General features: G+C 58.2%; 27 protein-coding genes. All 27 read right to left on the bottom strand.

The annotated features are described in order from the left end of the window. A complete protein-coding gene (locus tag IDH41_RS07235; RefSeq protein WP_223829518.1) occupies positions 1 to 1,632 on the bottom strand; it encodes a complex I subunit 4 family protein in 1,632 nt (543 codons plus the stop codon). Continuing rightward, on the bottom strand, positions 1,629 to 3,500 hold the full coding sequence (gene nuoL, locus IDH41_RS07230; RefSeq protein ID WP_190859606.1) for an NADH-quinone oxidoreductase subunit L: 1,872 nt from the start codon (positions 3,498 to 3,500) through the stop codon (positions 1,629 to 1,631). Before nuoL ends, IDH41_RS07235 begins: the two co-directional genes overlap by 4 nt. A 7-nt stretch (positions 3,501 to 3,507) precedes the next feature. After that, entirely contained in the window at positions 3,508 to 3,810 is a 303-nt protein-coding gene (gene nuoK, locus IDH41_RS07225; RefSeq protein ID WP_190859604.1) for an NADH-quinone oxidoreductase subunit NuoK, read from the bottom strand. Between the two features lie 5 nt (positions 3,811 to 3,815). Further along, positions 3,816 to 4,331, bottom strand: a complete 516-nt coding sequence (locus IDH41_RS07220; RefSeq protein WP_190859603.1) for an NADH-quinone oxidoreductase subunit J — start codon at positions 4,329 to 4,331, stop codon at positions 3,816 to 3,818. Next, entirely contained in the window at positions 4,332 to 4,781 is a 450-nt protein-coding gene (nuoI, locus tag IDH41_RS07215; RefSeq protein WP_190859601.1) for an NADH-quinone oxidoreductase subunit NuoI, read from the bottom strand. 19 nt (positions 4,782 to 4,800) lie between these two features. Further along, complete coding sequence (gene nuoH, locus IDH41_RS07210; protein ID WP_190859599.1) at positions 4,801 to 5,814, bottom strand: NADH-quinone oxidoreductase subunit NuoH; 1,014 nt, start codon at positions 5,812 to 5,814, stop codon at positions 4,801 to 4,803. Further along, positions 5,814 to 6,914 (bottom strand): NADH-quinone oxidoreductase subunit D, encoded by a 1,101-nt coding sequence (locus tag IDH41_RS07205; RefSeq protein WP_190859597.1) that lies wholly within the window; start codon positions 6,912 to 6,914, stop codon positions 5,814 to 5,816. Before IDH41_RS07205 ends, nuoH begins: the two co-directional genes overlap by 1 nt. Positions 6,915 to 6,921: 7 nt before the next feature. After that, positions 6,922 to 7,602: an NADH-quinone oxidoreductase subunit C gene (locus IDH41_RS07200; RefSeq protein WP_190859595.1), complete on the bottom strand. Its 681-nt coding sequence runs from the start codon at positions 7,600 to 7,602 to the stop codon at positions 6,922 to 6,924. After that, positions 7,599 to 8,117 carry a NuoB/complex I 20 kDa subunit family protein gene (locus tag IDH41_RS07195; RefSeq protein WP_190859593.1) on the bottom strand — a complete coding sequence of 173 codons (519 nt, stop codon included), beginning with the start codon at positions 8,115 to 8,117 and terminating at the stop codon, positions 7,599 to 7,601. Before IDH41_RS07195 ends, IDH41_RS07200 begins: the two co-directional genes overlap by 4 nt. Further along, positions 8,102 to 8,473: an NADH-quinone oxidoreductase subunit A gene (locus IDH41_RS07190; RefSeq protein WP_317890694.1), complete on the bottom strand. Its 372-nt coding sequence runs from the start codon at positions 8,471 to 8,473 to the stop codon at positions 8,102 to 8,104. The genes IDH41_RS07195 and IDH41_RS07190 overlap by 16 nt, the downstream gene beginning before the upstream one ends. A 98-nt stretch (positions 8,474 to 8,571) precedes the next feature. After that, on the bottom strand, positions 8,572 to 9,777 hold the full coding sequence (locus IDH41_RS07185) for a GerAB/ArcD/ProY family transporter (protein WP_190859589.1): 1,206 nt from the start codon (positions 9,775 to 9,777) through the stop codon (positions 8,572 to 8,574). A gap of 5 nt (positions 9,778 to 9,782) precedes the next feature. Further along, entirely contained in the window at positions 9,783 to 10,025 is a 243-nt protein-coding gene (locus tag IDH41_RS07180) for a hypothetical protein (RefSeq protein WP_190859588.1), read from the bottom strand. Positions 10,026 to 10,038: 13 nt separating this feature from the next. Continuing rightward, positions 10,039 to 11,286 carry a Ger(x)C family spore germination protein gene (locus IDH41_RS07175; protein ID WP_190859586.1) on the bottom strand — a complete coding sequence of 416 codons (1,248 nt, stop codon included), beginning with the start codon at positions 11,284 to 11,286 and terminating at the stop codon, positions 10,039 to 10,041. Next, complete coding sequence (locus tag IDH41_RS07170) at positions 11,283 to 12,896, bottom strand: spore germination protein (RefSeq protein WP_190859584.1); 1,614 nt, start codon at positions 12,894 to 12,896, stop codon at positions 11,283 to 11,285. The genes IDH41_RS07175 and IDH41_RS07170 overlap by 4 nt, the downstream gene beginning before the upstream one ends. A 146-nt stretch (positions 12,897 to 13,042) precedes the next feature. Beyond that, on the bottom strand, positions 13,043 to 15,256 hold the full coding sequence (locus IDH41_RS07165) for a methyl-accepting chemotaxis protein (protein WP_190859582.1): 2,214 nt from the start codon (positions 15,254 to 15,256) through the stop codon (positions 13,043 to 13,045). A gap of 160 nt (positions 15,257 to 15,416) precedes the next feature. Next, positions 15,417 to 17,477, bottom strand: coding sequence for a Fe(3+)-hydroxamate ABC transporter permease FhuB (gene fhuB / locus IDH41_RS07160; RefSeq protein ID WP_190859580.1), 2,061 nt, complete (start codon positions 17,475 to 17,477; stop codon positions 15,417 to 15,419). Further along, positions 17,477 to 18,520, bottom strand: coding sequence for an ABC transporter substrate-binding protein (locus IDH41_RS07155; RefSeq protein ID WP_190859578.1), 1,044 nt, complete (start codon positions 18,518 to 18,520; stop codon positions 17,477 to 17,479). The genes fhuB and IDH41_RS07155 overlap by 1 nt, the downstream gene beginning before the upstream one ends. Positions 18,521 to 18,814: 294 nt before the next feature. After that, the gene (locus tag IDH41_RS07150) at positions 18,815 to 19,216 is read right to left on the bottom strand and encodes a F0F1 ATP synthase subunit epsilon (protein WP_190859576.1); all 402 of its coding nucleotides are present in this window, start codon (positions 19,214 to 19,216) and stop codon (positions 18,815 to 18,817) included. A gap of 24 nt (positions 19,217 to 19,240) precedes the next feature. After that, a complete protein-coding gene (gene atpD / locus IDH41_RS07145) occupies positions 19,241 to 20,644 on the bottom strand; it encodes a F0F1 ATP synthase subunit beta (protein WP_190859573.1) in 1,404 nt (467 codons plus the stop codon). 92 nt (positions 20,645 to 20,736) lie between these two features. Next, a complete protein-coding gene (atpG, locus tag IDH41_RS07140; RefSeq protein WP_190859571.1) occupies positions 20,737 to 21,597 on the bottom strand; it encodes an ATP synthase F1 subunit gamma in 861 nt (286 codons plus the stop codon). Between the two features lie 289 nt (positions 21,598 to 21,886). Then, positions 21,887 to 23,401: a F0F1 ATP synthase subunit alpha gene (gene atpA / locus IDH41_RS07135; protein WP_190859569.1), complete on the bottom strand. Its 1,515-nt coding sequence runs from the start codon at positions 23,399 to 23,401 to the stop codon at positions 21,887 to 21,889. Between the two features lie 25 nt (positions 23,402 to 23,426). After that, the gene (locus IDH41_RS07130) at positions 23,427 to 23,966 is read right to left on the bottom strand and encodes a F0F1 ATP synthase subunit delta (protein ID WP_190859567.1); all 540 of its coding nucleotides are present in this window, start codon (positions 23,964 to 23,966) and stop codon (positions 23,427 to 23,429) included. After that, positions 23,963 to 24,445, bottom strand: coding sequence for a F0F1 ATP synthase subunit B (gene atpF / locus IDH41_RS07125; RefSeq protein ID WP_190859565.1), 483 nt, complete (start codon positions 24,443 to 24,445; stop codon positions 23,963 to 23,965). The genes IDH41_RS07130 and atpF overlap by 4 nt, the downstream gene beginning before the upstream one ends. 88 nt (positions 24,446 to 24,533) lie before the next feature. Continuing rightward, on the bottom strand, positions 24,534 to 24,749 hold the full coding sequence (gene atpE, locus IDH41_RS07120; protein WP_190859563.1) for a F0F1 ATP synthase subunit C: 216 nt from the start codon (positions 24,747 to 24,749) through the stop codon (positions 24,534 to 24,536). 86 nt (positions 24,750 to 24,835) lie between these two features. Beyond that, positions 24,836 to 25,591, bottom strand: coding sequence for a F0F1 ATP synthase subunit A (gene atpB, locus IDH41_RS07115; protein ID WP_190859561.1), 756 nt, complete (start codon positions 25,589 to 25,591; stop codon positions 24,836 to 24,838). Between the two features lie 22 nt (positions 25,592 to 25,613). Then, positions 25,614 to 25,982, bottom strand: coding sequence for an ATP synthase subunit I (locus IDH41_RS07110; protein ID WP_190859559.1), 369 nt, complete (start codon positions 25,980 to 25,982; stop codon positions 25,614 to 25,616). Then, complete coding sequence (locus tag IDH41_RS07105; protein WP_190859556.1) at positions 25,975 to 26,208, bottom strand: AtpZ/AtpI family protein; 234 nt, start codon at positions 26,206 to 26,208, stop codon at positions 25,975 to 25,977. Before IDH41_RS07105 ends, IDH41_RS07110 begins: the two co-directional genes overlap by 8 nt. Positions 26,209 to 26,329: the final 121 nt, after the last annotated feature.

The following is a 26,329-nucleotide window of genomic DNA, read 5'->3' as shown; positions in this document are numbered from 1 at the left end:
CTAACCCCCCGCCCTTGTCGCAAGTAATTGTTCGAACAGGCCGCCGATGCTGGTTTGCATCGTATCCGTCAGCACGGACGGGTAACAGCCCAGCAGCAGGATGAACGCCAGCAGAACGATCATCGGAACCGCTTCGACGAGCCGTGCGTCCCTCAGCGCGCCGTACTTCTCCCGCTGCGCGCCGAACGTGATCTTGAGCACCGCGCGCAGGACGTATGCCGCCGTCAGGACGATGCCGACCACCCCGAGCGCCGTCAGCCAGCGCATCGATTCGAACAGGCCGAGGAACGCCAGAAATTCGGCGACGAAGCCGGACAGTCCCGGCAATCCGAGCGACGCCAGCCCCGCCGTCAGCAGCACCCCGCTCATGAACGGCATCGATCGCGCCAGCCCTCCGAGCTTCGCCAGCTCCGTCGTTCCGGTTCGCTCGAACAGGCTGCCGACGATTAGGAACAGCAGCGCGGAGATGAGGCCGTGCGAGACGAGCTGGAACAGCGCGCCCTGCAGGCCGATTTCGTTAAAGGCGGCCAGCCCGAGCAGCACGATGCCCATATGGCTGATCGACGAATAGGCCAGGACGAGCTTGAACTCCTGCTGCCTGAACGCCAGCAGCGCCCCGTACAAAATATTGACGACGCCCAGCGCCGCCAGCACGGCGGCCCATTCCCGCACCTGCTCCGGGAAGAGCAGCACGCCGAACCGGAGCAGGCCGTACGCGCCCATCTTCAGCAGCACGCCCGAGTGGATCATGACGACCGAAGGGGGCGCTTCCGTGTGCACCTTCAGCATCCACGTATGGAACGGAAAGACCGGAAGCTTGATGCCGAACGCGACCAGCAGCATGATGAACAGCGTCCACTGCATCGCGTCCGTCATTTGGAACGGGTTGACCCCGCCGAGCTGATCCGGCGACAGGTTCACCCAAGCGTTCGGATCCGCCAGGTTGCGAAGAATATCCGCATAGCTTCCGCTGTAGACGAAGCTCGCCTGCTCGCCTGCCTGGTCGATGCGGAAGCCCGCGGTATTGACGAGCAGCACGAACGCCAGCAGCATGATCGCCGAGCCGATTCCGTTATAGAGCAGAAATTGGTTCGCCGCCCGCTCGCGGTGGAAATACCCCCAAATGCCGATCAGGAAATACATCGCGACAAGCGTGATTTCGAAAAAGACGAAAAACAGAAACACGTCCCGCGCCAAAAACACGCCGAGCATGCCCGTCTCCAGCAGCAGGAACCAGACAAAAAACGATTTCCAGCGCTTCTTCACGTGGACGGCGGCCAGCGCCGCCATCGCCGTCACCAGCGCCGTCAGCAGCACGAGCGGCATCGAGAGGCCGTCCACGCCAAGCGCGTATTGGAATTTGAACACGAATTCGGATACGCCGTTCTGCAGCTCCTTGTTCAGCGGAATTTCCGCCCAGCTTAGCTGCTCGTCATACGCCGCCCCGCCCTGCTGCTTGTCGAAGTCCGCATACAACCATAGCGACAGAAGGAACGGGACGATCGTCGCGACGATGGCGGCCGTCTTCATCCAGCCGCTCCGCTGCTTCGGAAGCAGCAGCACGACGAGAAGCCCGGCAAGCGGTGCCAGCAGAATGAGAGACAGAATCGGAATGTCCTGCAGGATGCTCATGGCCAGAACCTCCTTCCGACGATCGCGGCGACGAGGACGACGAAGCCGATCGCGGCCGCCAGGCCGTACGTCTGTACCTGTCCGTTCTGCAGCCTGGCCGCCGTGCGGCCGGCATACGCGGTCGCGATGCCCGCCAGGCGGACGAGGCCGCCGATGATGTATTCGTCGACGACCATTAGCACGGAGCCGATCGTTCTGATCGGCTTCACGATGACCGCCGCGTACAATTCGTCAGCGTAATAGCCGTTCTCCAGCAGCTTGACGAGCCATGGCGCCCGCTCGGCGGCCGCCTTCCGGCTGACGCCGCCCTTCCCGTAGATGAGCCAGCCGACGTATAAACCGAGCAGACCGACGGCAATCGAAGCGACGATCGCCACGCCGCTGCCGTGCGCGGCTTCGGCTTCTCCGCTCAGCCACGAGCCGAACCAGCCGTTCCATGGCGTCTCGACGAAGCCTGCCGCCGCGGCGAGCACGGCGAGCACGACGAGCGGCGCCGTCATGACGGCCGGCGCTTCATGCGCGTCCGCGGACGCGGAGCCCGGCTTGCCCATGAAGACGAGGAAGAAGAGCCTCGCCATGTAGAGCGCCGTGCAGAAGGCGGCTGCCAGACCGACGACGAACAGCAGCGGGTTCGTCTCGATCGCGGCCGTCAAAATCATGTCCTTCGACCAGAAGCCGGAAAACGGCGGAATGCCGGACAAGGCGAGCGCGCCGACCGCGAACGTCCAAGCCGTCACCCGCATTTTCGAGGCAAGTCCGCCCATTTCGTGAATGTTTTGCGTATGTACCGCGTGAATGACGCTGCCTGCGCCGAGGAACAGCAGCGCCTTGAAGAACGCGTGCGTGAACAGGTGGAAGACCCCTCCCGTCAAGGAACCGAGGCCGAGCGCCATCATCATATAGCCGAGCTGGCTTACCGTCGAGTAAGCCAATATGCGCTTTATATCGTTCTGCGCGAGCGCGACGGTCGCCGCGAAGATGGCCGTGAAGCCGCCCACGTAGGCGACGGTCTCCATCGCCGCCGCGGAATCCTGGAAAATATCGTACGTCCGGGCGATAAGAAAGACGCCCGCCGCCACCATCGTCGCGGCATGGATGAGCGCGCTGATCGGCGTCGGCCCCTCCATCGCGTCCGGCAGCCACACATGCAGCGGGAACTGGCCCGACTTGCCGATGGCTCCGAGGAAGATGAGCAGCGCGATGAGCGTCGTAATGCCCGTCGTAATCGCGCCCGACTGCCCGTCGAACACGCTTTGGATCGTCGTGAAATCGAGCGCGTGGTCCGGCATGTACCAGAACAGAAGCAGGATGCCGAGCAGCAGGCCGGCGTCGCCGATGCGGGTGACGATGAACGCTTTTTTGGCGGCCGCCCGCGCCTTCGGCTTCGTGTACCAGAATCCGACCAGCAGAAACGAGCATACGCCGACCAGCTCCCAGAAAATATAGAGCGACAGCAGGTTATCCGAGAGCACGAGCCCGAGCATCGAGAACGTGAACAGCGATACGTAGCCGTAAAATACGGTTATCCGCTCGTCGTTCTTCATGTAGCCCGCCGAATAAAGATTGACGAGGAAGCTCACCAGCGTGACGACGACGAGCATCATCGCCGTCAGATTGGTCACCTCGAAGCCGATGCGAAGCGTATAATCGCCGATCGCGATCCAGTCGATGGCGTTGTTGTAATCGACGGCTCCCTCGCCAAGACGTTCGACGACGATTAGAAGCGACAGCACGAATGCCGCCAGCGCGCCGGCCGAGCCGATGAGCGCGCCCGCCTTGCGGAAGCCGCGGCCGAGCGCGGTCAGCAGGAGAAACGCCGCAAGCGGGAACAGCGGAACGAGCCAAGCCGCTTGTGTGTACATGTCCATAGGCGCGCTACCTCCTCATTTTGTCGAATTCGTCCACGTTCACGGTGCCGCGCATGCGGAAGAGCGCGATCAATATCGCGACCCCGATCGCGGCTTCGGCGGCGGCGACCGTAATGGTGAACAGCGAGAAAATTTGTCCGGTGAGCGACGGCACGACGCCGTACTTCGAGAAAGCGATCAGGTTCAGGTTGACCGCGTTCAGCATGAGCTCCAGCGACAGCAGCACGATGACCGCGTTCCGCTTCGCGAGCGCCCCGTAAAGCCCGATGCAGAACAGGATCGCCGCCATGGTCAAATAGGATGGAAGCATGCCCTCTAATCCGCCTCCTTCTTCGCCAGCACGATCGCCCCGATGAACGCCACCGTGAGCAGGACGGACAGCAGCTCGAACGGCACGACGTATCCCGTATACAGCAGCTCGCCGATCGCCATCGTATTATCCTCGCCCGCCTGGAAGGGCGCCGGCTCCGGGAACGTCGTCGAACGAATCGCATAGAACAGAACGCCGAACAGACACAGCGCCCCGATGGCCGCAAGCGCCTCATGCAGCGGCTTCGCCTTCTCCCGCTCCGCCCCCTGATGCTTCGTCATCATGATGCCGAAGATCATCAGAATCGAAACGGCCCCGGCGTAGATCAGCACCTGCACGAAAGCGACGAACTCCGCCTCCAGCAGCACGAACATACCGGCGAGGCCGAGGAACACGGCGGCCATGGAGACGACCATGTGCACGACCTTCTCCAGGCTGATCATGAGCACGGCGCCGCAGATCATGATCGCGGAGAACACGAAGAACGCGGCGAATTCACCCGTAAAATCGATGTTGAACAACTATTTGCCGCCCCCTTTGGCCGGCGCTCCGATGTTGTTGTTGTCCTGGCGGACGAGCGTGTCGTTGTCCGTCAGCCACTTCGCGTCCTTGAACAGGTCGTCGCGGCTGTAGGCGGACAGCTCGAAATGATTCGTCATGACGATCGCCTCGGTCGGACATACCTCGGTGCACAGGTCGCACAAGATGCAAATTTCAAAATTGATGTCGAACGTGTCGATGACCTTCCCTTTTTTGTCCGGATCGGGGTTCGGCTTGCCGGTCAGCGTGATGCAATCGGTTGGACAGATACGCGCGCATTGGTTGCAGACGATGCACAATTCCGGGATGAAGTGCTGGATGCCGCGGAATCTGTCGGGCATCTCGATCGGCACGTCGGGATACGAGGTCGTCACCTTCGGAGCCGCGAGCGACTTCAGCGTAACGCCCAGCCCTTTCATTAATCCGTTCATACTGCTGGCCCCCTTGCGATCATTTGATAAACAGCTCCATATAGACAGCGGTCAGAAACACGTTAAGCAGCGATACCGGCAGCAGCACCTTCCAGCCGAGCCCCATGAGCTGGTCCACGCGAATGCGCGGGAAGGTCGCCCGGATCCAGAACAGGAAAAACACGATGAACGCGAATTTCAGCAAAAACCAGACGATGCCCGGCACGAATTCGAGGAACGGCGCGGGCGCATGCCAGCCGCCAAGGAACAGCACGGTCGTCAGCGCGGCGATCGCGTAGACGTAGACGTATTCCGACAGCATGAAGAAGGCGAAGCGGAAGCCGCTGTACTCGACGTGATAGCCCGCGACGAGCTCCGATTCCGCCTCCGGCAGGTCGAACGGCGTCCGGTTGAGCTCCGACACGGCCGCGATGAGGAAGACGGCGAAGCCGATCATCTGCGGCAGGAAGTTCCAGTTCCAGAACCAGCCCCCGTCCTGCGCCGCCACGATATCCCGCAGGTTCAAGCTTCCGCTCAGCAGAATGACGCCGACGACCGAAATGACGAGCGGCACCTCGTAGCTGATCATCTGCGCGGCCGAGCGCATTCCGCCGAGCAGGGCGTACTTGTTGTTCGACGCCCAGCCCCCGAGCACGATCGCCAGCGTCGAGATGCCCGACAGCGCCACGTAATAGAGCAAGCCGACGTTCAAATCGGCAAAATAAAGATTTTGCGAATACGGCAGGACGGCGAGCACCGTGAAGGCCGGGATGTATGCCAGCGCCGGCGCGAGCACGAACAGCAGCCGGTCCGATTTGCGCGGAATCGTGTCCTCCTTGATCAGCAGCTTGAATATATCGGCGACCGTCTGGAACAGCCCGAGCGGGCCGACCCGGTTCGGACCGACCCGCAGCTGCATCCAGCCGATCACCTTCCGTTCGAAATATATCGCGTACGTGACGAAGCCGAGCACGATGAACAGAAAAACGACCGCCCAAAGAAACAGCACGAGCGCGCTTCCCCACGTAATCGGTTCATTCAGCCAAGGGGGCATTAGCAATCGACCTCCCCGACGACGATATCGACGCCGCCCAGTATCGTAATGAGATTCGTCATCGTCTCGCCGACCAGCAGCTTCGGCAGGATTTGCAGATTAACGAAGGAGGGCCGGCGGAATTTCAACCGGTACGGCTCCGCCTTCCCTTTGGAGACGATATGGCAGCCGATCTCGCCGCGCGGCGATTCGATACGCACGTACACCTCGCCGGCCGGCGGCCGGATGACCCGCGGCACCTTGCCCATCGTCTCTCCTCCGTCCGGAAACTGCCGCACCGCCTGCTTCAGGATGCGCAGGCTTTGGCGGATTTCCTCCAGCCGGATCCGGTACCTATCGTAGCAGTCGCCGTTCTTCCCGAGCGGCACGTCGAATTCGAAGCGGCTGTACAGGCTGTAAGGCTCCGCCTTGCGCAAATCCCAATCGACGCCGGTACAGCGGAGGTTCGCGCCCGACAAGCCGTAATCGATGGCCGTTTCCGCGTCGTACTTGCCGATGCCCTTGATGCGGGCAAGGAAAATCTCGTTGCCGCTGACGAGCTTGTCGTACTCTTCCAGCTTATTCTCCATGTACGGAATAAAGTCGCGCACCTTATCCATCCAGCCAGGCGGCGCGTCCCACTTGACGCCGCCGACGCGCATGTAGTTGTAGGTCAGCCGGGCGCCGCACAGCTCGTTGAACAGATCGATGATGATCTCCCTGTCGCGGAATGCGTACAGGAACGGGCTCATCGCGCCGATATCGAGCAGGTACGTGCCCCACCAGACGAGATGGCTGGCCACGCGCTGCAGCTCCATCACGATCAGGCGGAGAAATTCCGCCCTCTCCGGCACCTCGAGTCCCATCATCGTTTCGACCGCGTGCACGAGCACGTAATTGTTCGTCATCGCCGATACGTAGTCCATGCGGTCCGTGTATGGGATGATCTGCGTAAAATTCAAGCTTTCCGCGATCTTCTCGGTTCCCCGGTGCAAGTAACCCATGACCGGCGTCGCCTCGGTAATCACCTCGCCGTCGAGCTTGACGACGATGCGGAATACGCCGTGCGTGCTCGGATGCTGGGGACCGACGTTTAAGAGCAGCTCTTCTGTACGGATCAAGGGCTTGTTACACCTCCGAGTCTAACGGTTCGTAATCTTTGCGCAGCGGATGGCCGACCCAGTCGTCGGGCATCATGATGCGGCGCAGGTCGGGATGGCCGGGAAAGTCGATGCCGAGCAGGTCGAAGATCTCCCGCTCGTTCCAGCCCGCGGTCGCCCATACCGGAGTCGCGGAATAGACGGACGCGCCTTCCCGCTCCGTCTTCACCTTGATGGCGGCTTCCCGCTTCGTGCCGAGCGACACCATATGATAGACCACTTCCATATGCGTCTCGTAATCGACGCCGGACACGTTGCGCAAATAACGGAACGAAAGCTCCTCATGCCGCTTCAGCAGCTCCGCCGCCGGCCGCCAATGCGCGTTGCGCACGACCACCGTCGGCATGTCGCCGTTCAGCTCGTTCACGTAAGCGTCTTCGACCGCTTCCTCCGATACGTCCCGCTTCAGCAGCTCGACGATCCGCTCCAGCTCCGGCTGCTTCGGCGACGGCGGCTTCGGCTCCGGCGGCGCGGCTTCCGCCGCTTCCTTGTCGGCCTTCTCCTTCGCCGCCGCGCGGGCGGCCCTCGCCTCCGCCGCCGCCTTCAGCTTCGCTTCGCGCTCCGGGTCAACGGGCGGCGTTTGCGCTTCCCCCGCTCCCCGCGCGCCATCCGGAAGCGCTTTCTCCTCTTCCTTCTTCTCCTCGCTCATCGCCCGGTCACCCGCTTTCCGGTCTTCGCCTCGTAGCGGATTTTCTCCTGCAGCTTGTTGATGCCGTAGATGAGCGCGGCGGGATTCGGCGGGCAGCCCGGAATGTACACGTCGACCGGCACGATCTGGTCGACGCCCTTGATCACCGCGTATGACTTCACGTAAGGCCCGCCCGCCGTGGCGCAGGAGCCCATCGCGATCACCCATTTCGGCTCCGGCATCTGGTCGTACAGACGGCGCAGAAGCGGCCCCATCTTCTTCGTCACGGTGCCGGCCACGATCATGACGTCGGACTGGCGCGGCGACGTGCGGAACATGACGCCGAAGCGGTCGAGGTCATAGTGCGAAGCGCCCGTTCCCATCATTTCGATCGCGCAGCACGCCAGGCCGAACGTAAGCGGCCACAGCGAATTGCTTCTTGCCCAGGCTTTCAATTGCTCAAGCGTCCCCATGAAGACGTTGCGTTCCAGTTCTTTGCGTTCTTCCAGCGAAATCGACTCTAAACTGAATTCCATTTGAGCACCTTCTTCTTCCAGGCGTATAGGAGACCGACAAGCAGCATCGCCGCAAAAATAAACATTTCGACGAGCACAAACAGGCCGAGCTTATTGTATGCGACGGCCCACGGATATAGGAAAACGGTTTCTACATCGAAGATGACGAACATTAGCGCAAATAAGTAATAGCGGATGTTAAAACGGACCTGTCCCTCGCCTACCGGCTCATTGCCGCTTTCGTAAGTGGTTTGCTTCGGCTCCGTCGGCCTGCTCGGCCTGAGAAGCCGGCCAACCGTCAAAGCCGCAACCGGCAGCAGAATGCCCAGCGCGATAAAAATAGCCACGACGACATAGTTGCTGGCGTAGTTTTCCACACGATCGCCTCCGTCACTTGGTATGATACGGACCGTTGCCGTTGGGTCGATTTTCCTCACAATTATAACAAAAGCGTCCATCGCCGTCTATGACGGAGTTAGGCCGGAGAAGGCTCTTCCCCTTGCCCCTTGTCCGCCTCGGAGCCCCGGTTGCCGCCGGCCTGCGCCAGCTTCGGAAACATTCCCCCGCCGTTGTCCCTGAGCCCTCGGATCGCCGCAACGGCCAGCAGCAGCGACGGCAGGAGCAGCCCTTGAAAGGCGCTGTACGTCGTCCAAACCCCCATCGCGAATAAATTCGTATGCGCCGAGTTGCGGTACGCGATCAGCGAGAGCGGAATGACGAGGACCGAGTACGGAAAGACGAGCGGCCTGTATGTCGACAGGTTCAGCATTTGACCGGTCAGCACCGCAAGTACGTACACGCATAGCACCAGCTTCATGAACACGGTGCCGATCCACACGATAGCCACCAAAATCTCCACCCGAACGAGAATTTCTTCGATGTTGATATTTTTCGCCATGTCGTACACCGCGAACGGGCTTCTCGCCGTCTCGCTCACGCCGAGCACGCCTATGAGGAATACCGTGAGCAGACAACCCGTCACCGTAATGAGAACGACCGTCCAATTGATATAACGTTTAAGCTTCGGCCGTTCCTCCTTGTCGACGAGCGGCAAGATGACCGTGATGAAGACGAATTCGCAGACCGGGAATCCGAATACCGGATAGACGCCTTTGATCGGCCTCTCGAAGCCTTCGTACAGCAACGGCTCGAATTGGCTCAGCTCGAATTGGTTCAACAGCGATAGCAAGATGATTAAGACAACAAACAAACCCCACGCGAACAAAATTTCGCCCGTTCTGGCGATCGTTTCGATGCCGAGATAGACCCCGTAGATAACGACGATCATGAAGGTGACGTCAATGAACCAATCCGGCGTCTGGGGCAGCACGGACAAGCCCAGAAAATCGGAGATGTTCCGCAGCACCAAGGCGCTGAGCAGCAGAAAAAACAAAATATAGGTGAAGGTCAGCGCCTTCCCCGCCCATGTCCCAATGACCCGCTCCGCGTATTGGGCGATCGACAGGTTCGGGAACCGTTCGGCCAGCGCGAGGTAGACGGCCATCACCAAATAATTGACCGGGCCGACCAGCAGCATCGATATCCACGCATCCTGCTTGGCGATCGCCGTAACGGCCGTCGGCACGATTAACGCCGCGCTTCCGAGCCCGAACAGAAAAAAGATTTTCGCGCATTGGCTTGCCGAAATCGCTGCGTTGTTGAGCCCTGCGTATTTACTCATTCCGGTTATAATTCCTCCTGAATCCAGCCGAGAATCGGCTTGTAAACCGGCCCGAACAGGTACGTGATCCCGTCTACCGGATTGGGCATGGGCAATCGCAGCTGCACGCCGATCGCGTACGTTGTGCCGATCGCCAATAGGAGCAGCGCCCACGCCCGTTCGCGCTTCCGCCCCTTCTTCCCGTTGCGAATCCAAATCAACGTTCCCGCAACCGCCGCAAGCAGCGAAATCCCGATTACGATCAACACCTTCGTTCACCACTCATTTCACGATAGATTCGCCGCGTACGCCTGAGCCGATTAGGTTGGCGGTGCAAGTCACTTCGCTTGCCACCTCCGGGAATCGCCGCTCCCAATCCTTCTCGAGCCGCTTCCAAATCGCGGGCTCCTTCAAGTAGACCTCGAGGCCCCAGCCGAGCACGTCCGATCGCAGACTCTGTTGCGCCTTTCGAATCGCGGCTTCCGCTTCGCTCTTGACGACTCCGCTTGCAAGCAGGCCGATTTCGTCGATCGTGCCCTCGTTTCCGACATCGACGCCAGGACACATAATTTCCTGAATGCTTCCCGTTACGAGCAGATTGGCCTTGATTAAAGGCATGCCGTCCGGCTCTCGCTCGACTTTGTATTTCCGCGACGCGTCGTGCACCTCGACGACCAGATGGCCGTCGGAATTCGGACAGGCCAGCGTAATGATCGTGCTCTTCACCTCGTCTTGCAGCCAGGCGAGCCCTCTAGATTCCTTAGGCTTCAAGAAATCGACCAGCTTGCCCTCCTTAAACGCGGCCAGCGTCGATAAGGCCGGATACGCCGATGCGGGAATCCGGGTCAAGTTATCCATCTTATTGCGCATCTCCTTCCTGCCCTCCAACCGGATGGAGGGCAGGACCGCCTGCTGCTGTCCTTTTCCCGTCATGCGAATCAGTTCGTTGACTTCCACCACGTAGTTCATCCCGTAGCTTTCCTGGTTCACTTCGATCATCTCGTGCATTTGGTTAATCGGAATCGACTCCATCTGCGTCGTCGTTTGCAGCAGCTGCTCCGCTTTCAAACCGCGGGCCACCATGACCGATATATCGGTTCGGATGTCCGGATTCCGTTCGATGAGATCGACGAGCGGATAGATGCCCCTGCGCGCCATTTTTTCGCCGATGATCAGCATTTGCGTGTGGGAGAAAAAAAGCCGCCGCGACGTCTTGGCCGACATTTTGCGGATCGCCTCGAACATCGTATTGCCGGTTTCCGTAAACGTCGTGACCGGCGCCCCGCCGATGCCCCCCTTGCTTTCGGCGGCGACGTTCTGCGCCAGTACGACTTGGGCGGTTAACCGGAGCTCCTGCTTGCCCGTCGGATCTACGTCCACCCCAAGCGCCATGACGACGCCGAGCTTGTCGAGGTACCGCAGGTCCCAGCAGCCCCCAAGCAGAATCGAGCAGGCGGACAGCAGCAGCACGGCCTTGACTTTCATCGCCGCCATGCCCCGAAGTCGGCCTTTCGCCGAGTGCCCGCTCATTGCCCCGGTTCCTTTCTCGGCTCCAGCTCGATTTGCTCCCTGACCGGATTGTTAACGGCAAGCTTCTGCGGACGCTCGCGCATGAGCCAGAGCGGCGCCCTTACGAGCGTATCCTTCAAATCCTTGAAATAAAGCGGAGCGAACGGCTTCGTGTACGGGATGCCGAACGAGCGGATGTTCGACAGATGGAGAAGCAGCAGGAGTACGACGAGGCCGATGCCGTAGAACCCGAGGGTCGAGGCGGCGAGCAGCAGCAGGAAACGGAGCAGACGGGCCGCAATGCCGAGACTGTAGGCCGGCGAGACGAAGCTGGCGATCGCCGTGAAGGATACGACGATGACGACGGCCGGCGAGACGATGCCCGCTTCGACGACCGACTGCCCGATGACCAAACCGCCTACGATCGATATCGTGTTCCCCGCCGCGCTCGGCATCCGGATGACCGCTTCCCTCAATATTTCGAATACGAGCTCCATGATGAACGCTTCCAGGTAAGCCGGGAACGGCACGCCTTCCCGCTGGGCGGCCAGCTTCAGAAGCAATTGGGTCGGAATCATTTCCTGATGATAGCTGACGATGGCCACGTAGACGGACGGCATCAGCAGGGCAATCAGGAAGGATACAAACCGCAGCATCCGGAGAAAAGTGGCGATATCGTAGCGCTGATAGTAATCTTCGGACGACTGGAAGAACATGTTCATAATGGTCGGCACGATGAGGACGAACGGCGTGCCGTCCACAAGAATCGCGATCCGTCCTTCAAGCAGATTGCCGGCGACCGCATCGGGCCGCTCGATATTCATGACTGTCGGAAACGGGGTCCACATTTGCTCCTCGATCAGTTCCTCGATATAGCCGGACTCCAGTACGCCGTCGATCTTAATGGCGTCCAGCCGCTCGCGCAAATCCTTCAGTACGTTCTCGTCGGCGAGACCTTGAATGTACATGATGCATACCGGCGTTTGCGTCAATTCCCCGATCGTCTTCTGCTCGAGCCACAGCTTCGGGCTGCGAATCTTTCTGCGGATCATGGCCGTGTTGACGCGGATCGATTCGGTGAAGCCTTCCCGCGGCCCCCGGATCGCCATTTCCGTCTTCGGCTCCTCGATGCCGCGCCGCTCCCCGCCGACGACGCTCGACGAGATCGCCTTCGAAGTACCTTCGAACAGGATGAGGCAATAGCCGAGGAGCAGCTTCTCGAAAAACTGCTTCCAGTCCTTGATTTCGTTCACGATTCCCGTCGAGAGCACGTGGTTTTTGAACATGCCGGGAAGCTCGTCCGGCCGCGCTTCGGCCGCCTGCGCGAACCGTTCCCGATGCAGCGGCTGAAGGACGAACTCGTTCATCCTCTCGTCGTCGACCATGCCCTGCACGTAGACGACAAGAACATTCGTCCGGATGCTGTTCATCAGCTGCATTTCCCTGAAAATGACGTCCGCGCTTTCGCCCATCTGCTGCGCGATGAACTGCCGATTTTGCTTCAATTCGGCGAAGAGGGGCCGGTCCGCGTAGGGCTCGAGCTGCTGCTGCTCGTGCTTCTCCGCCCTGGCGGATTGCTTTGCCGTTTTTTTGCCCGCTCTCCCGACGCCGCGCTTGTAACGACCGACCACTAGCCCCTCTCCTCCCGGCCTTGACATAAGTTTCGATCTTAGGATAACTCTTCCATGTCCTTTTTATGTACGCCAAGCTCCGCGCAAAAAATAGCCGCAGGATCGGCTCCTAGCGGGCTCCTGCGGCTTTATTTGGAATAATGCGTCTATCTGATTCTGGACTCCGTCAGCTTGAATTGTCCTACGAGCTGCTGCAGCAGCTTGGTGATCGATTCGACGCTTTGCGACGTCTGCCGCACGTTCGACATTTCGCCTATCAGCTCCTGCACCTTGCCTTCGACGTCCGAGGAGACGCTTCGGTTCTCCCTGCTCACGAGCGCGATCTTCTCCATAAGAGCCACGACCTCGTCGACAACCTGCGACTTGCGCAGATCATCCCGATTCGCGGCCGCCAGCGTGCTAGTTGCCGCCGCCACCAGCTGATTGCCTTCCTCGACGACGCGCGTTCCTTCGTCCATGGACGCGTAAGCTTCCTTCGCTTCATTATAAATATGACTGGTGATGGCATGCACTTCCTCGGTTGACTTCTTCGTCATGTCCGCCAGCTTGCGGATTTCCGAAGCGACGACGGCGAAGCCTCTGCCCTGCTCCCCTACGCGCGCCGCCTCGATCGAAGCGTTAAGCGCCAGCAGGTTCGTCTGCGCCGAAATTTCCTCGATCACGTGGAGGACGCCTTGGATCTCCTGCACCGTTTCCATGAATTTCGTGATCGTGCCGTTCGTCTCGCCGACCTTTGCGGAGATTTGATGCATTTTGTCGCCGATGCGCTCGACTTCGGAACTGGCCACCGCGATCTGCTCCGCCGCCTGCTCCTCGATCAGGCGCAGCGTCGAGCGCATGTCGCCGGCCGCGTCCTTCGCCAAGTCAATGTCCTTCAGCTGAAGCCGGATGCTGCCGATCATGTCGTTCACTTTGCCGCTGACTCTCTCCGTCGAAGCGGCGGTAACCGATGCCGACTCGTTCAAGCTGTGCTGGCTGGACAATACGTCCGCGGAGGCAAGCTTCACCTGCAGCATGATGCCTTCGAGCGAATCGATCATGTTGTTGATCCATTTCGCGAGCTCCTTCGATTCGTCATTGTCGAATTCGCTTAGCGCGAGCCGCTGCGTCAAGTCGCCTTTGCCTTCCGCGTTCATCCGGATAAACCCGTTTATTTTGCGCATATGCGAGACGACGCGATCCGCCTCCTTCTTCTGGAATGCGCCGCTGAACAGAAGGCCGAAAAGTAAATTGAAAGCCCCGGCCGCAAGCGCGGTCGCCCATACCGGGGCGCTGGCCGCGACGAAGACGATAAGCAACGCCGTCAAGAGACTTAAGGACGCGATCGCGATCATCTGCAGCTTGCGCTGTCTCCAGCCGATGCTTCGAATCCGGTACACTTCCTCCAGGTCGCCCTCGCACATCATGCCCCACAGATCCGGACAGTGCGGCAGCCGGAACGTCACGCCCTTGCCGATAACGGGAATGTGGCGATAATCGGAGTAGCCCGGGAACTCGACGAACAAATTGCTGCCGTTCTTGATCGTATTCGCCACGCCGGGATGCAGCCGGCCGGTGGCCGGGTCGGTGAACATGATTTCGAGCTCCGTATGCTCCTTGACCGAGACGGTGCCCCAAGCGGTCGTTACGCCGTCCTTTAAATTTTCGCCGTGCGTGAACGTGCGGTCCTCGAACCGGCTGCGCGACAACGCCGTCCCGGGCGCGATATCGGTGTTCAAGCCGGCCTTCGCCATAAATAAATAGTTGTCGCCCGAATCCGGATAGACATGCCCCGATTCTCGTTGGATGAGGTCGCCCAATACGTCGTTCGGCACCCGGCCGCACAGCGTGCCGGCGAAGCTGCCGTTCACGGTCAGCGGATAAATAAACATCAGCGTCATTTGGTCGTGAAAGGAGGAAGTACGCGCGCCGAGCTTCAAGGTGAGCGGATCCCGGTACGGCCCGAACAGGCAGTTTTGCCGCTTGCCGCCGCCGTCCGAATGCCGGAGCCCCGCATGAAAGACGCCCCCGTCCTTGTACGACGTCCCGATATGCGAAGCGTATGTAGAACCGATAACCGTCTGCCCGGCATCGAGCACGAACAGCTCGGTGAAATCGACGGCTCTCGCGTAGGTTCGCTCAAGCAGAAGGGCAAGCCTGGCTTGCTCCTCAAGGCGATCATCGTCCGCCAGGAGCGGCGACAGCTGCTCGGCCAATCGTCCGAGATGGCTCCAGCAATCGGTCGCCCAGACATTCAACAGCTCCTTGCGCGTCTCCGCGATGCTCTCGAAGGTTTGCTCCACATCCTCCTTAAGATCCTTGTTCAAATGCCATGAGACCCATAATGGAAATCCGGCTTTCGCACCTAGCCAATCAAACATAGGAATCTCCCCCTGTCTTTTCTACCATCTCTGATGTGAACTATATTAACATATAATAGACAGATATTCATACATATTATTAGATTATTGCATAAAAAAAAGGACAAAACCTGACACTATTTCGTCGGTTTCGCCCTAAAACACGAATATTCCGTTCTATTTATTTTTTGTTACCGCCGCCTGCCCGCCTCATGAGCCACATAAAATACGGCGCGCCTATCAAGGCGGCTATCAGGCCTGAAGGGATTTCTTTCGGCGCGAATAATGAGCGGCCCAGCAGATCGGCCAGCACGAGCAGCAGTGCCCCGAGCAGCGCGGTTAACGGCACGAGCTTGCGATAATGCGGGCCGACGAGCGCCCGCGTCATATGCGGGGCGATCAGGCCGACGAATCCGATCGCTCCGACGACGGATACCGCGGCAGCCGCCAGAGCGACGCCGAGGCCGCCTACCCACAGCCTCGTCCGATCCACCTTCAAGCCGAGGTTCGTTATCGTCGCGTCCGCGAACTGAAGCACGTCGATTCTCCGCGCAAGCAGCCACGCGATCGGCAGCAGGATGACCGGCCAATAAATCAGCTGCCAGAAATCTTCCCATGTCCGCGCATAGGTCGTGCCGGCAAGCCAGACGAGCGCCGACGCGACGGTCAGCTTCATCCGGATGACGAGAATTTGCACGATCGCGCTGCCAACCGCCGATACGCCGAGGCCTAGCAGGGCGACGACCGCCGGCTGAAAGCCGCTTCTCCGGCCCAGCCAGAATACGATGGCCGACACGAGCACCGCGCCGGCAAAGGCGCCCGCGGGGAGCCACTGGATCGATAGGCCCGTGAAGACACCGAGGATTGTCATCGCTCCGACGCTCGCCCCGGCGGTGACGCCGATAATCGACGGATCGGCCAGCGGGTTGCGGACGACGCCCTGCAGCAGCAGACCGCTGACGGCAAGCGCCGCTCCGGCAAGCGCCGCCACAAGCGTGCGCGGCAGCCGCATCTCCACTACCATCCGCTTCACGCCTGCTTCACCGTTCCCGAGCAAAGCGCCGATCACGTCGCCGATCGGAAGCTTCAAGCTGCCGAAAGCCAAGCTGACGATAATGCCAGCTATAAGCAATATGGCCAATGCTGCAACAAGCGCGGGATACGGTATTTTCGACAACGTATGCGAAGCGGCCGAAGCCTGCTCAGGCGCACCTTCCCGCTTCGCTTTAACCGTTCGAAGCACGAGCCAGACGAGCCAAGGTCCTCCGATCAAAGCCGTAACCGCTCCTGCGGGCAATGGACCCAGCGAATGCTTGAATTGCATGGCGACGACATCCGCGGCGATCACGATGACCGAGCCCCAAATGAACGAGGTCGGCAGCAGCGCGATAAATCGTTTGGCTCCGAGCATCCGCATCAAATGCGGCGCGATCAGACCGACGAAGCCGATCGGCCCGACGACGCTTACCGCGACCGCGGCAAGCAGGACGGCGATGGCCAGACCCGCGAATCGAAGCTGCCACGCTTTCTGCCCAAGCGACGTTACCGTATCTTCATCCATCTCCATGAGATCCCACTTGCCGGACATCAGCAGCGCGGCGATCAGGCCGGCCGTTAACCACGGCCAAGCATGGACGACGCCGTCCCAGCCGTTTTGGACGAGCGATCCGGAGCCCCAAACGAACAAGCCCATCGTTTTTTGTTCATAGAACAGCTGAAGCGCGGCAATGATCGAGCTCAGCGTCATCGTTACGATCATCCCCGAGAGGGCGAGACGCACCGGCGACGCCTTCGTGCCGCCTGCCATAGCGAATGCCAAAACCGCCGCCAGCGCCGCCCCCGAGAAGGTCATGATCAGCGGAAATTTGGAAGCCAGCGCCGGCAGATAGATCGTGCAAACGGTCAAGGCAAAAAAAGCGCCCGCGTTAATGCCAAGCGTAGCGGCAGACGCGAGCGGGTTGCGCGTCGCGTTTTGCAGCAGCGCGCCGGCTACCGCAAGCGCCCCTCCTACCAATATCCCGATTACGGTTCTCGGCATTCTTAACGACCACACAATTTGGTGCTCCATGGCATTGTCGTCCGTCAACAACGCGTTAACGACAGTCTTCAGCGGGAGATCGGCATCTCCCTGCGTCAGATGAAAGGCAGACAGCGCAACAAGCAGAAGGAGCCCCGCTGCCGAAAGCAGCAGAGGGCTCTTCATCGATTGTTGCATATGCTTCCGGGCATGTATCCGGCTCATTATTTCGTCAATAACCCGGTTACTTTAGTCGCCAGCTGCTCTGCGGACAATGGGCCGCCGAAAGGCCAAATGCCGTCCAAATCGTACAACCGGCTTTCCTTCACGAATTGAAGCTCCTTATACACTTCGTTCTTCGGAAGCAGCTCGGAGAAAATCGTATCCTCGGGGCTGATCGTATAAAGCACGCTCGCTTGCTGCGCTTTCGTCAAGCCTTCAAGCGTTGTCTCCGAATAGCCGTACACTTGGAACGCTTCATCCTTGTGCGCGTTTTTCAGGCCGATCTTGCCGAGAATCGACATCGCCATCGAATTGTCCGTGAACAAGCGGAAGGTTGCTACGCCGTCCGTGCTCCAAGCCTGCGTCATGACTACCTCGTGGTTTTCTTTGCCCGCGGCCGCGAGCTTGGCTTTGTTGTCCTCGAAAGCCGCATGCAGGTCGGCAAGAACGCTCTCGCCTTCCTCTTGCTTGCCGACGGCATTCGCGATCGCCTTGAACGTTTCTTCCATTTCGGAATATTGATCGCCTTGCCCCTCTTCCGGATAAGGGTTGAAGATCAATGTCGGAGCGATTTCGCTAAGCTGATCGTAAAGCGCTTCATGGCGGAATTTAACGCCGATGATCAAATCCGGATCGATGCTCATGATCGTCTCGATGCTCGGTTCTTGGCGCGTGCCGACATCGACGGCCGAACCGTCGAGCTTCTGCTCCAAAGAACCGTACCATCCGTTATAGCCTTCAATATCGGCTACGCCCGCCGGCTGAACGCCGAGAGCAAGCAGATCTTCCGCATAAGTCCATTCCAGCACGACGACCTTTTTCACTTCGCCGGTCACTTCGGTTTCGCCCAGCGAATGCTTGATCGCGCGCGCGGCATTCTCGTCGGCGGCATTCGTTGCTTCGCCGGCATTATTCGTCTGCCCGGCGTTGGCCGTCCCCTGATTTCCCGCTCCGGCATTGGTTCCGCCGTTATTCGTCCCCCCGCAAGCAGCTAGGAACACCACCATAGCCGCAAGCATAAAACCGATAAACTTCAACCGTTTCATTCTCCAAACCCCCATATGAAAATGTTTCTCAACCAACTCCTTTTTACATGATAAAGATTCTCATTATCGATGTCAATGCCCAATTCGCAAATAAATCAAGTAGTAACCGGCTGACGCTACGCACGAACCGCTAGCTGCAACTTGCGCAGCTCGGTTCTGTGCCGTCCTTTGGCGGCATAAGCTCGTTTCGCGATGAAATATAAGCTCATTTATAAGTGCAAAACTTATATACTCGCATATTTCAAAAAAACACCGCCTTCGCCTGATGGCGAAAACGGTGCTTGTCGGTATCCCTTATTGTTGCTTGACGTTCAGACGATTCATCGCGCGCTGCAGAGCAAGCTCCGCGCGGCGGAAATCGATCTCGTCGCGCTTCGCGGCAAGACGCTGCTGCGCACGCTGCTTCGCCGCTTCGGCGCGCTCAACGTTGATATCGGTCGCAAGCTCCGCGCTTTCGGCAAGAATAACGACCTTATCCTTGCGAACCTCGATGAAGCCGCCGTTCACCGCGACAACGTCAACCTTGTTGCCTGCGCGCTTGATCGTTACGGGAGCGATGCGAAGCGGCGTTACGAGCGGAATGTGGTTCGGCAAAATGCCAAGCTCGCCCTCTACGCCCGTTACGCTTACCATATTCGCCGTTTCCTCGTATACTTTGCGCTCAGGCGTTACGATTTCTACCAAAAAGGTACTCATGTGGATTCCTCCCGCCTTTCGCTATTACAGCGTTTTGGCTTTCTCCACGGCCTCTTCAATCACACCTACATACCGGAAAGCTTCTTCCGGAAGGTCGTCATGTTTGCCCTCGAGAATTTCTTTGAAGCTGCGAACGGATTCTTTAACCGGAACGTATTTGCCCGGCGTGCCCGTGAACGGTTCGGCAACGTGGAACGGTTGGGACAGGAAGAGCTGGATCCGGCGCGCGCGTCCGACCGTCAGCTTATCTTCCTCGCTCAGCTCGTCCATGCCGAGAATCGCGATAATGTCTTGAAGCTCTTTGTAGCGCTGAAGAATTTTCTTAACGCCTTGCGCCACGTTGTAATGCTCCTCGCCCAATACTTCCGGCGTAAGGATACGGGAAGACGAAGCGAGAGGGTCAACCGCTGGGAAGATACCCATCTCGGAAATTTTACGCTCAAGGTTCGTCGTTGCGTCCAAGTGGGCGAACGTCGTTGCCGGCGCCGGATCCGTGTAGTCGTCCGCCGGTACGTAGATCGCTTGGATCGACGTAACCGAACCTTTCTTCGTGGACGTGATACGCTCTTGCAATTGACCCATCTCGGTTGCCAGCGTCGGCTGGTAACCTACCGCGGAAGGCATCCGGCCGAGAAGAGCCGAAACCTCGGAGCCTGCTTGCGTGAAGCGGAAGATGTTGTCGACGAACAGAAGCACGTCTCTGCCTTCCGTGTCGCGGAAATATTCAGCCATCGTCAGACCCGTCAGCGCAACGCGCTGGCGCGCTCCCGGCGGCTCGTTCATTTGTCCGAATACCATTGCCGTTTTGCTTAGTACGCCGGAGTCTTTCATCTCGTGGTACAGGTCGTTACCTTCGCGCGTACGCTCGCCTACGCCGGCGAATACGGAAATACCGCCGTGCTCTTGCGCGATGTTGTTGATCAGCTCTTGGATCGTTACCGTCTTGCCTACGCCCGCGCCGCCGAAGAGGCCGATTTTGCCGCCTTTGGCATATGGGGCGAGAAGGTCGATAACTTTGATGCCCGTCTCGAGAATTTCCGCTTGCGTGGACAATTCGTCGAAAGCAGGCGCCGGGCGGTGGATCGGAAGGTTGATTTCCGATGTTACGTCGCCGGCTTGGTCGATTGGCTCGCCGAGCACGTTAAATACGCGGCCCAGCGTCGGAGCTCCAACCGGAATCGTAATCGGTGCGCCCAAGTCAACGACTTCCATGCCGCGAACGAGACCGTCCGTCGAGCTCATCGCGACCGAGCGTACCATGTTGTCGCCGAGATGAACGGCTACTTCAAGCGTCAAATTAATATCGATGCCGCCCTCTTGGCCCTTCTGCTCGATCTTGACGGCGTTCAAAATTTCCGGCAGGTTGCCGCGTTCGAACTCTAAGTCGACGACCGGACCCATGACGGATACAACGCGTCCTTTTTTCATGGTTTTCCCTCCTGGTTCCTTCTTGTTGCCGCAGTCCGGTCAGCTGCCGATAGCGGCTGCGGACGATGCGGCGTATATGATCAGATATTGGTTTACGATTGTGCGTTCGCTCCGGCAACGATCTCGGAAATTTCCTGCGTGATCGCCGCTTGGCGCGCCCGGTTGTACGTGAGCGTCAGCTGGTTGATGAACTTGGTCGCGTTCTTCGTCGCGCTGCCCATCGCGGTCATCCGCGCGCCGAACTCGCTGGCCTTGCCGTCCAGCACCGCGCTGTAAATAAGCGTCTCCGCGTATTTAGGCAGCAGCACCTCCAGCACGCCCTCAGGCGACGGCTCGTATTCGTATGTCGCAACCGATGCGCCGCCGTCGACTTCCTCAAGCGGAAGCAAGCGCACTTCCGTCGGAATTTGCGTGATCGCGTTCACGAACTGATTGTAGAACAGGTAGAGCTCGTCGTACGCGCCTTCGGCGAACTTGCTGACCGCCGTGTAAGCGACCGACTTGATGTCCGCGAACGTCGGGGAATCCGGCAAGCCGGTTACTTCCTCGAGAATCGGCATGTTGCGGCGGCGGAAGTAATCCCGGCCTTTGCGTCCGATGACGAACAGCACGTACTCGTCGTTCGATTTATGCTTCTCGCGAATCGTTTGCGTTACTTTGCGAAGCACGTTCGCGTTATATCCGCCCGCAAGACCACGGTCCGACGTAATGACGAGGTAACCCGTCTTCTTGATCGGCCGGCTCTCCAGCATCGGATGCTTCACATCCTTCGTGCCGGCGGCGATGCTCGCTACGACTTCCTTCAGCTTCTGCGCGTAAGGACGCGCCGCTTGTGCGGCTTCCTGCGCGCGTCTCAGCCTGGACGCCGCGACCATCTCCATCGCTTTCGTGATCTGCTTCATGTTCTGTTTGCTCTTGATTTCGCGTTTAATGTCGCGCATGCCTTTTGCCATTTGTTTCACCCGCCTTTGCTGCGCCGGAGCTTGTTTAATCAAAGGCCTTGAGGGCATGGGCTGCGATCGGGACTATTGCCTCGGCCGCTATTGAAGTCGAATATTTTGGATTACATGTTCTTATGGTTAATATTCGAGCTTCAAAAAGCGGCACGTAAACTCTCCGGCAACAGTCCCGTTCTCCGCCCACCTTCAAGGCGTTTGATACACAGAGCTCTTTGGCGCCTGGTGTTGGTAGCAGTAGGGGACTACGCCCGGACTTGATCGGACGGGCGTAGTCTTGTAATTATTAAGCCGTTACGGCAAAGCTTTTCTTGAATTTGTTGATGGCGTCGACAAGGGCTTTCTCGTTGTCGGCAACAAGGTCCTTCGTGTCGCGGATCGAATGGCCGATTTCCGGATGGTTCGAATCCAGGAACGCGAGGAACTCTCTTTCGAAACGAAGAATGTCGCTTACCGGAATTTCGTCCAGGTGGCCTTTAACCGCGGAATAGATCGAAATGACTTGCTTCTCGACCGGCATCGGCTGGTTAACGCCCTGCTTCAAAATTTCCATCGTGCGCGCGCCGCGGTTCAGGCGGGCAAGCGTCGATTTGTCGAGGTCGGAACCAAACTGCGCGAACGCTTGAAGCTCGCGGTATGCCGCAAGGTCAAGACGGAGCGTGCCGGCAACCTTCTTCATCGCTTTGATTTGAGCGGAGCCGCCTACGCGGGATACGGAAATACCGACGTTAACCGCCGGACGTTGACCCGAGTAGAAGAGATCGGCTTCAAGGAAGATCTGACCGTCCGTAATCGAGATTACGTTCGTCGGAATGTAAGCCGATACGTCGGATGCTTGCGTTTCAATGAACGGCAGAGCCGTCAGGGAACCGCCGCCGAGTGCGTCGCTAAGCTTGGCCGCGCGCTCCAGCAAGCGGGAGTGGAGATAGAATACGTCGCCCGGGTAAGCCTCGCGGCCCGGAGGACGGCGAAGCAAGAGCGAAAGCTCGCGGTATGCCGCGGCTTGCTTCGACAAGTCGTCGTAAATGACGAGAACGTGCTCACCTTTGTACATAAAGTATTCGCCCATTGCGCAGCCCGCATAAGGCGCCAGGAACAGCAATGGAGCAGGCTCGGAAGCGCCTGCCGTTACGACGATCGTGTACTCGAGCGCGCCATGGCGGCGGAGCGTCTCGACAACGTTCGCGACGGTGGATTGCTTCTGGCCGACGGCAACGTAAATACATTTTACGCCGTTGCCCTTTTGGTTGATGATCGCGTCGATCGCGATCGCCGTTTTACCGGTTTGACGGTCGCCGATGATGAGCTCGCGCTGACCGCGGCCGATCGGGACCATCGCGTCGATCGCTTTGATGCCCGTCTGCATCGGCTCATGAACCGATTTACGGTCGATAACGCCCGGTGCCGGGGATTCAATCGCGCGGAATTGAGTCGTATTGATTGGACCTTTGCCGTCAAGCGGCTGTCCAAGCGGGTTGACTACGCGGCCGAGAAGCTCTTCGCCGACCGGTACTTCCATGATGCGGCCGGTACGTTTCACTTGGTCGCCTTCGCGGATGTCCGTGTAAGGTCCGAGGATTACGACACCGACGTTGCTTTCCTCAAGGTTGAGCGCCATGCCGACAACACCGTTAGCGAATTCGAGCAATTCGCCCTGCATCGCGTTCTCAAGGCCGTGTACGCGGGCGATACCGTCACCGACATTGATTACGGTGCCGACGTCTACGACTTGAATTTCGGATTTATATTGTTCGATCTGTTGTTTAATCAGCGTGCTGATTTCATCAGGTCTGATACTCAATTCATTCACCCCTATCTTACGTCCGTTAGATTTTAAACGATTTTTGCAAACGTTCCAGCTTGCCGGACAAGCTGCCGTCGTACAGACGGTCGCCGATTCGCACTTGAATGCCGCCTAACAGGGACGGTTCAACGACCTGCTCGGCAATAATGGTTTTGCCCGTAATTTGCCCGAATTGCTCCGTTACGCCGGCCAGTTCTTCCGCAGTCAGCGCTTTGGCGGCGTAAACCGTCGCATGAGCCTGGCCCAGCGATTCTCCCGCGATTTTCACGAATGCCTCGTACACCTCGGCAATCACGTCCTGGCGTCTGCGGGATATGAGCAGCTTCACCGTGTTCAATACGAGAGCGGATACGCGATCGCCGAAAGCCGACTTCAGCAAAGCGATCTTCTTCTCCGCGTCGATGCTAGGCAAGGAAAGAAACTTTTGGATATCCGCGTCTTGTTCAAGCGAGTCTACGATCAGCTTCAGCTGCGCCTCGACTTCGGAGACGATCTGCTGCTGCGAAGCCAGCTCGAACAACGCTTTAGCGTAGCGCTTCGCTACGACCGTATCCCGGCTCATTTGCTGCCAACTTCTTTCAGGTATTGATCAACCAGCTGCTCCTGGGACTTCTCGTCAACCTGCTTCTCCATGATTTTCGAAGCGATCTTGACGGAAATGCCGCCGACTTCGGTGCGAAGAGCCGCGATGGCTTTGTTCTTCTCGCTCTCGATATCTTTGAGCGCGTCGTCCTTCAGGCGAGTCGCTTCCGATTTCGCCGATTGGACGATTTCGTCCGCTTGCTTCGAGCTCGTCGTTCTTGCTTGCTCGATAATATCGTAGGCTTCCTTGCGAGCCTGCTGGAGCGCCGCCTTCTGCTCTTCCATTTGCTGCTCGGCCGCTTTGCGGCTGGATTCAGCCGTGTTCATCTGCTCAAGGATAAGCTCTCTGCGCTTCTCCATGATCGCGAACAAAGGACCGAATGCGTACTTGCTAAGCAGCCAGTACAATATTCCAAATGCTATAATCGCATATACTGTCGATTCCCAATGCCATCCCATTGAAGCCACTCCTTTCTTACCTCAGTAATGTCTTAATCACAACGAAGGCGAAGAGGGCTAGGCCTTCCCCGCCATTCGATTTGTTCAATTATGCTGCGAAGAAAGCGAGGAAGCCGATAACTACGCCGATGATCGGCACAACTTCGACGATACCTACGCCGATAAACATTGTTGTTTGAAGCTTGCCTTGAAGCTCAGGCTGACGAGCAATTCCTTCAACTGTCTTACTAACGATCATACCGTTACCTACGCCTGCGCCGACGGCGCCCAAACCTACTGCCAATGCTGCTGCCAAAATTTCCATTTGTAAATCCTCCTCAATAAAATATGTTAGTTTGTTATATAGCCAAACCCAGAGCTTGATGCTCGCTCAAGGAATTAAGCGCCTTGCTAGTGGTGGTCGTCCTCGTCGTGGATCGCCGCTTGGGAGATGTACACCATCGTCAGCATCGTGAACAGGAACGCCTGGATGCCGCCTACGAATATACTGAAGCCCTGCCATGCGATAAGGAACGGAATGCCGACCCATTTGAGCATCAGAATCGTCGCGATCAGAACCTCGCCCGCATAAATGTTGGCGAATAGCCGCAGCGCAAGCGTAACCGGCTTCGAAATGGTCTCGATGATGTTGACCGGGAAGAATATCGGATACGGGTGGAAATAGTGCTTCAGGTAATGCTTGTTGTTCAGCTTCAGGCCAAGATAATGTACGATGACGAATACGATCAGGGCTAGCCCCGCCGTCACCGAAATATCGGCCGTCGGCGATTTCCACCAGGCGATCTCGACATGTTCCTTAACCATCTCTTCCGTAATGCCCAGCCAAAGCATCTCATGATGCGGCACGGTCACGATACCGAATGGCAGGCCAAGCAGGTTGGAGATGAAGATAAACATGATCAGCGTCATGCCCAGCGATAGAAACGGCTTAACCCGCTTCAGAGGCATCGCGCTGGAGATGAGGTTGTGAACGAAATCGACGACCCACTCCAGAAAATTTTGCATCTTGGACGGGTTGTCCACCGACAAGTTCGCGACCGCAAGCCTTGCGACAAGGAACGTCACCAGCGCAGAAATCGTGATGGCGATAAAGCTGGCAATTTCGATATCAAGCGGCCCTAATTGCCATATGGGAAATTCATGCATGTAAAATTTTCACCCCTTTCCGCTAAGATTGTCGTTTATTGTGAATATAAGCTGCTGCCAGAAGAATAAACGGCATGACCATGCATCCGATTAAAGCGGCCGGCATGCTGAACTTCTCCGGGAAACGGTAGGCAAGCATCGCAACCAACAGCACCGTCGCGATTCGGCTTCCAAGGCCAAGCCCCATCTTGCGCGGCCCGCCGCCCGCCGCCCGCATCGCTACGAGCTCCACCCTGCGCCTCAGTAAAAACGCATTCATGTAGCTTGCCGCGAGCCCAAGCAGAAGTCCGAGGGACACCGTACGCCACTCCGGCAAGAAAGCCCATACAATAAGGCATACCGCCATCGCGTAAAAAAGGGCGCGCACCGCTGTCTTCATTATGTTATCCATCGGATTCCTCCATAACCTTCTTCACGAGCAGAATGGCTGAGAGTATTCCGACAGCCAGACCGACCAGGATGCCTCCGACCGTCCAACCTCTGCCGGTTCCGATGCGGCCGTCCAGGTAGGATCCGATCCAATAACCTAAAAAGATACAAACGGCGACTTGGATGCCCAGCGCGCCGACAAGACCCGCCGCGAAGAGCGGATTGTCCCTTCTGTTCTTTTTGCTCATAGGCTTATACCCCTGTCAATCCTCATTTATTTTATCGAAGCGGCGCAAGGTTTGTCAATTGATATAAAGACAATCTTTTCGACCAAAACCCTTGATTTATAAGGTGTTCCAAGCCGCGAAA

Origin of the sequence: Paenibacillus arenilitoris (assembly GCF_014705655.1) — a bacterium.
GTDB lineage: Bacteria > Bacillota > Bacilli > Paenibacillales > Paenibacillaceae > Pristimantibacillus > Pristimantibacillus arenilitoris.
Note: the sequence above shows the minus strand (reverse complement) of the source record. Positions and strands in the feature narration are given on the sequence as shown.

Bases quoted from the DNA above. Each gene is read 5' to 3' on its own strand.
- IDH41_RS07235 (WP_223829518.1), bottom strand. From the start codon at position 1,632: ATGAGCATCCTGCAGGACATTCCGATTCTGTCTCTCATTCTGCTGGCA.
- nuoL (WP_190859606.1), bottom strand. From the start codon at position 3,500: ATGGACATGTACACACAAGCGGCTTGGCTCGTTCCGCTGTTCCCGCTT.
- nuoK (WP_190859604.1), bottom strand. From the start codon at position 3,810: ATGCTTCCATCCTATTTGACCATGGCGGCGATCCTGTTCTGCATCGGG.
- nuoI (WP_190859601.1), bottom strand. From the start codon at position 4,781: ATGAACGGATTAATGAAAGGGCTGGGCGTTACGCTGAAGTCGCTCGCG.
- nuoH (WP_190859599.1), bottom strand. From the start codon at position 5,814: ATGCCCCCTTGGCTGAATGAACCGATTACGTGGGGAAGCGCGCTCGTG.
- IDH41_RS07200 (WP_190859595.1), bottom strand. From the start codon at position 7,602: ATGAGCGAGGAGAAGAAGGAAGAGGAGAAAGCGCTTCCGGATGGCGCG.
- IDH41_RS07195 (WP_190859593.1), bottom strand. From the start codon at position 8,117: ATGGAATTCAGTTTAGAGTCGATTTCGCTGGAAGAACGCAAAGAACTG.
- IDH41_RS07185 (WP_190859589.1), bottom strand. From the start codon at position 9,777: ATGAGTAAATACGCAGGGCTCAACAACGCAGCGATTTCGGCAAGCCAA.
- IDH41_RS07175 (WP_190859586.1), bottom strand. From the start codon at position 11,286: ATGAGCGGGCACTCGGCGAAAGGCCGACTTCGGGGCATGGCGGCGATG.
- IDH41_RS07165 (WP_190859582.1), bottom strand. From the start codon at position 15,256: ATGTTTGATTGGCTAGGTGCGAAAGCCGGATTTCCATTATGGGTCTCA.
- fhuB (WP_190859580.1), bottom strand. From the start codon at position 17,477: ATGAGCCGGATACATGCCCGGAAGCATATGCAACAATCGATGAAGAGC.
- IDH41_RS07155 (WP_190859578.1), bottom strand. From the start codon at position 18,520: ATGAAACGGTTGAAGTTTATCGGTTTTATGCTTGCGGCTATGGTGGTG.
- IDH41_RS07150 (WP_190859576.1), bottom strand. From the start codon at position 19,216: ATGAGTACCTTTTTGGTAGAAATCGTAACGCCTGAGCGCAAAGTATAC.
- atpD (WP_190859573.1), bottom strand. From the start codon at position 20,644: ATGAAAAAAGGACGCGTTGTATCCGTCATGGGTCCGGTCGTCGACTTA.
- atpG (WP_190859571.1), bottom strand. From the start codon at position 21,597: ATGGCAAAAGGCATGCGCGACATTAAACGCGAAATCAAGAGCAAACAG.
- IDH41_RS07130 (WP_190859567.1), bottom strand. From the start codon at position 23,966: ATGAGCCGGGATACGGTCGTAGCGAAGCGCTACGCTAAAGCGTTGTTC.
- atpF (WP_190859565.1), bottom strand. From the start codon at position 24,445: ATGGGATGGCATTGGGAATCGACAGTATATGCGATTATAGCATTTGGA.
- atpE (WP_190859563.1), bottom strand. From the start codon at position 24,749: ATGGAAATTTTGGCAGCAGCATTGGCAGTAGGTTTGGGCGCCGTCGGC.
- atpB (WP_190859561.1), bottom strand. From the start codon at position 25,591: ATGCATGAATTTCCCATATGGCAATTAGGGCCGCTTGATATCGAAATT.
- IDH41_RS07110 (WP_190859559.1), bottom strand. From the start codon at position 25,982: ATGGATAACATAATGAAGACAGCGGTGCGCGCCCTTTTTTACGCGATG.
- IDH41_RS07105 (WP_190859556.1), bottom strand. From the start codon at position 26,208: ATGAGCAAAAAGAACAGAAGGGACAATCCGCTCTTCGCGGCGGGTCTT.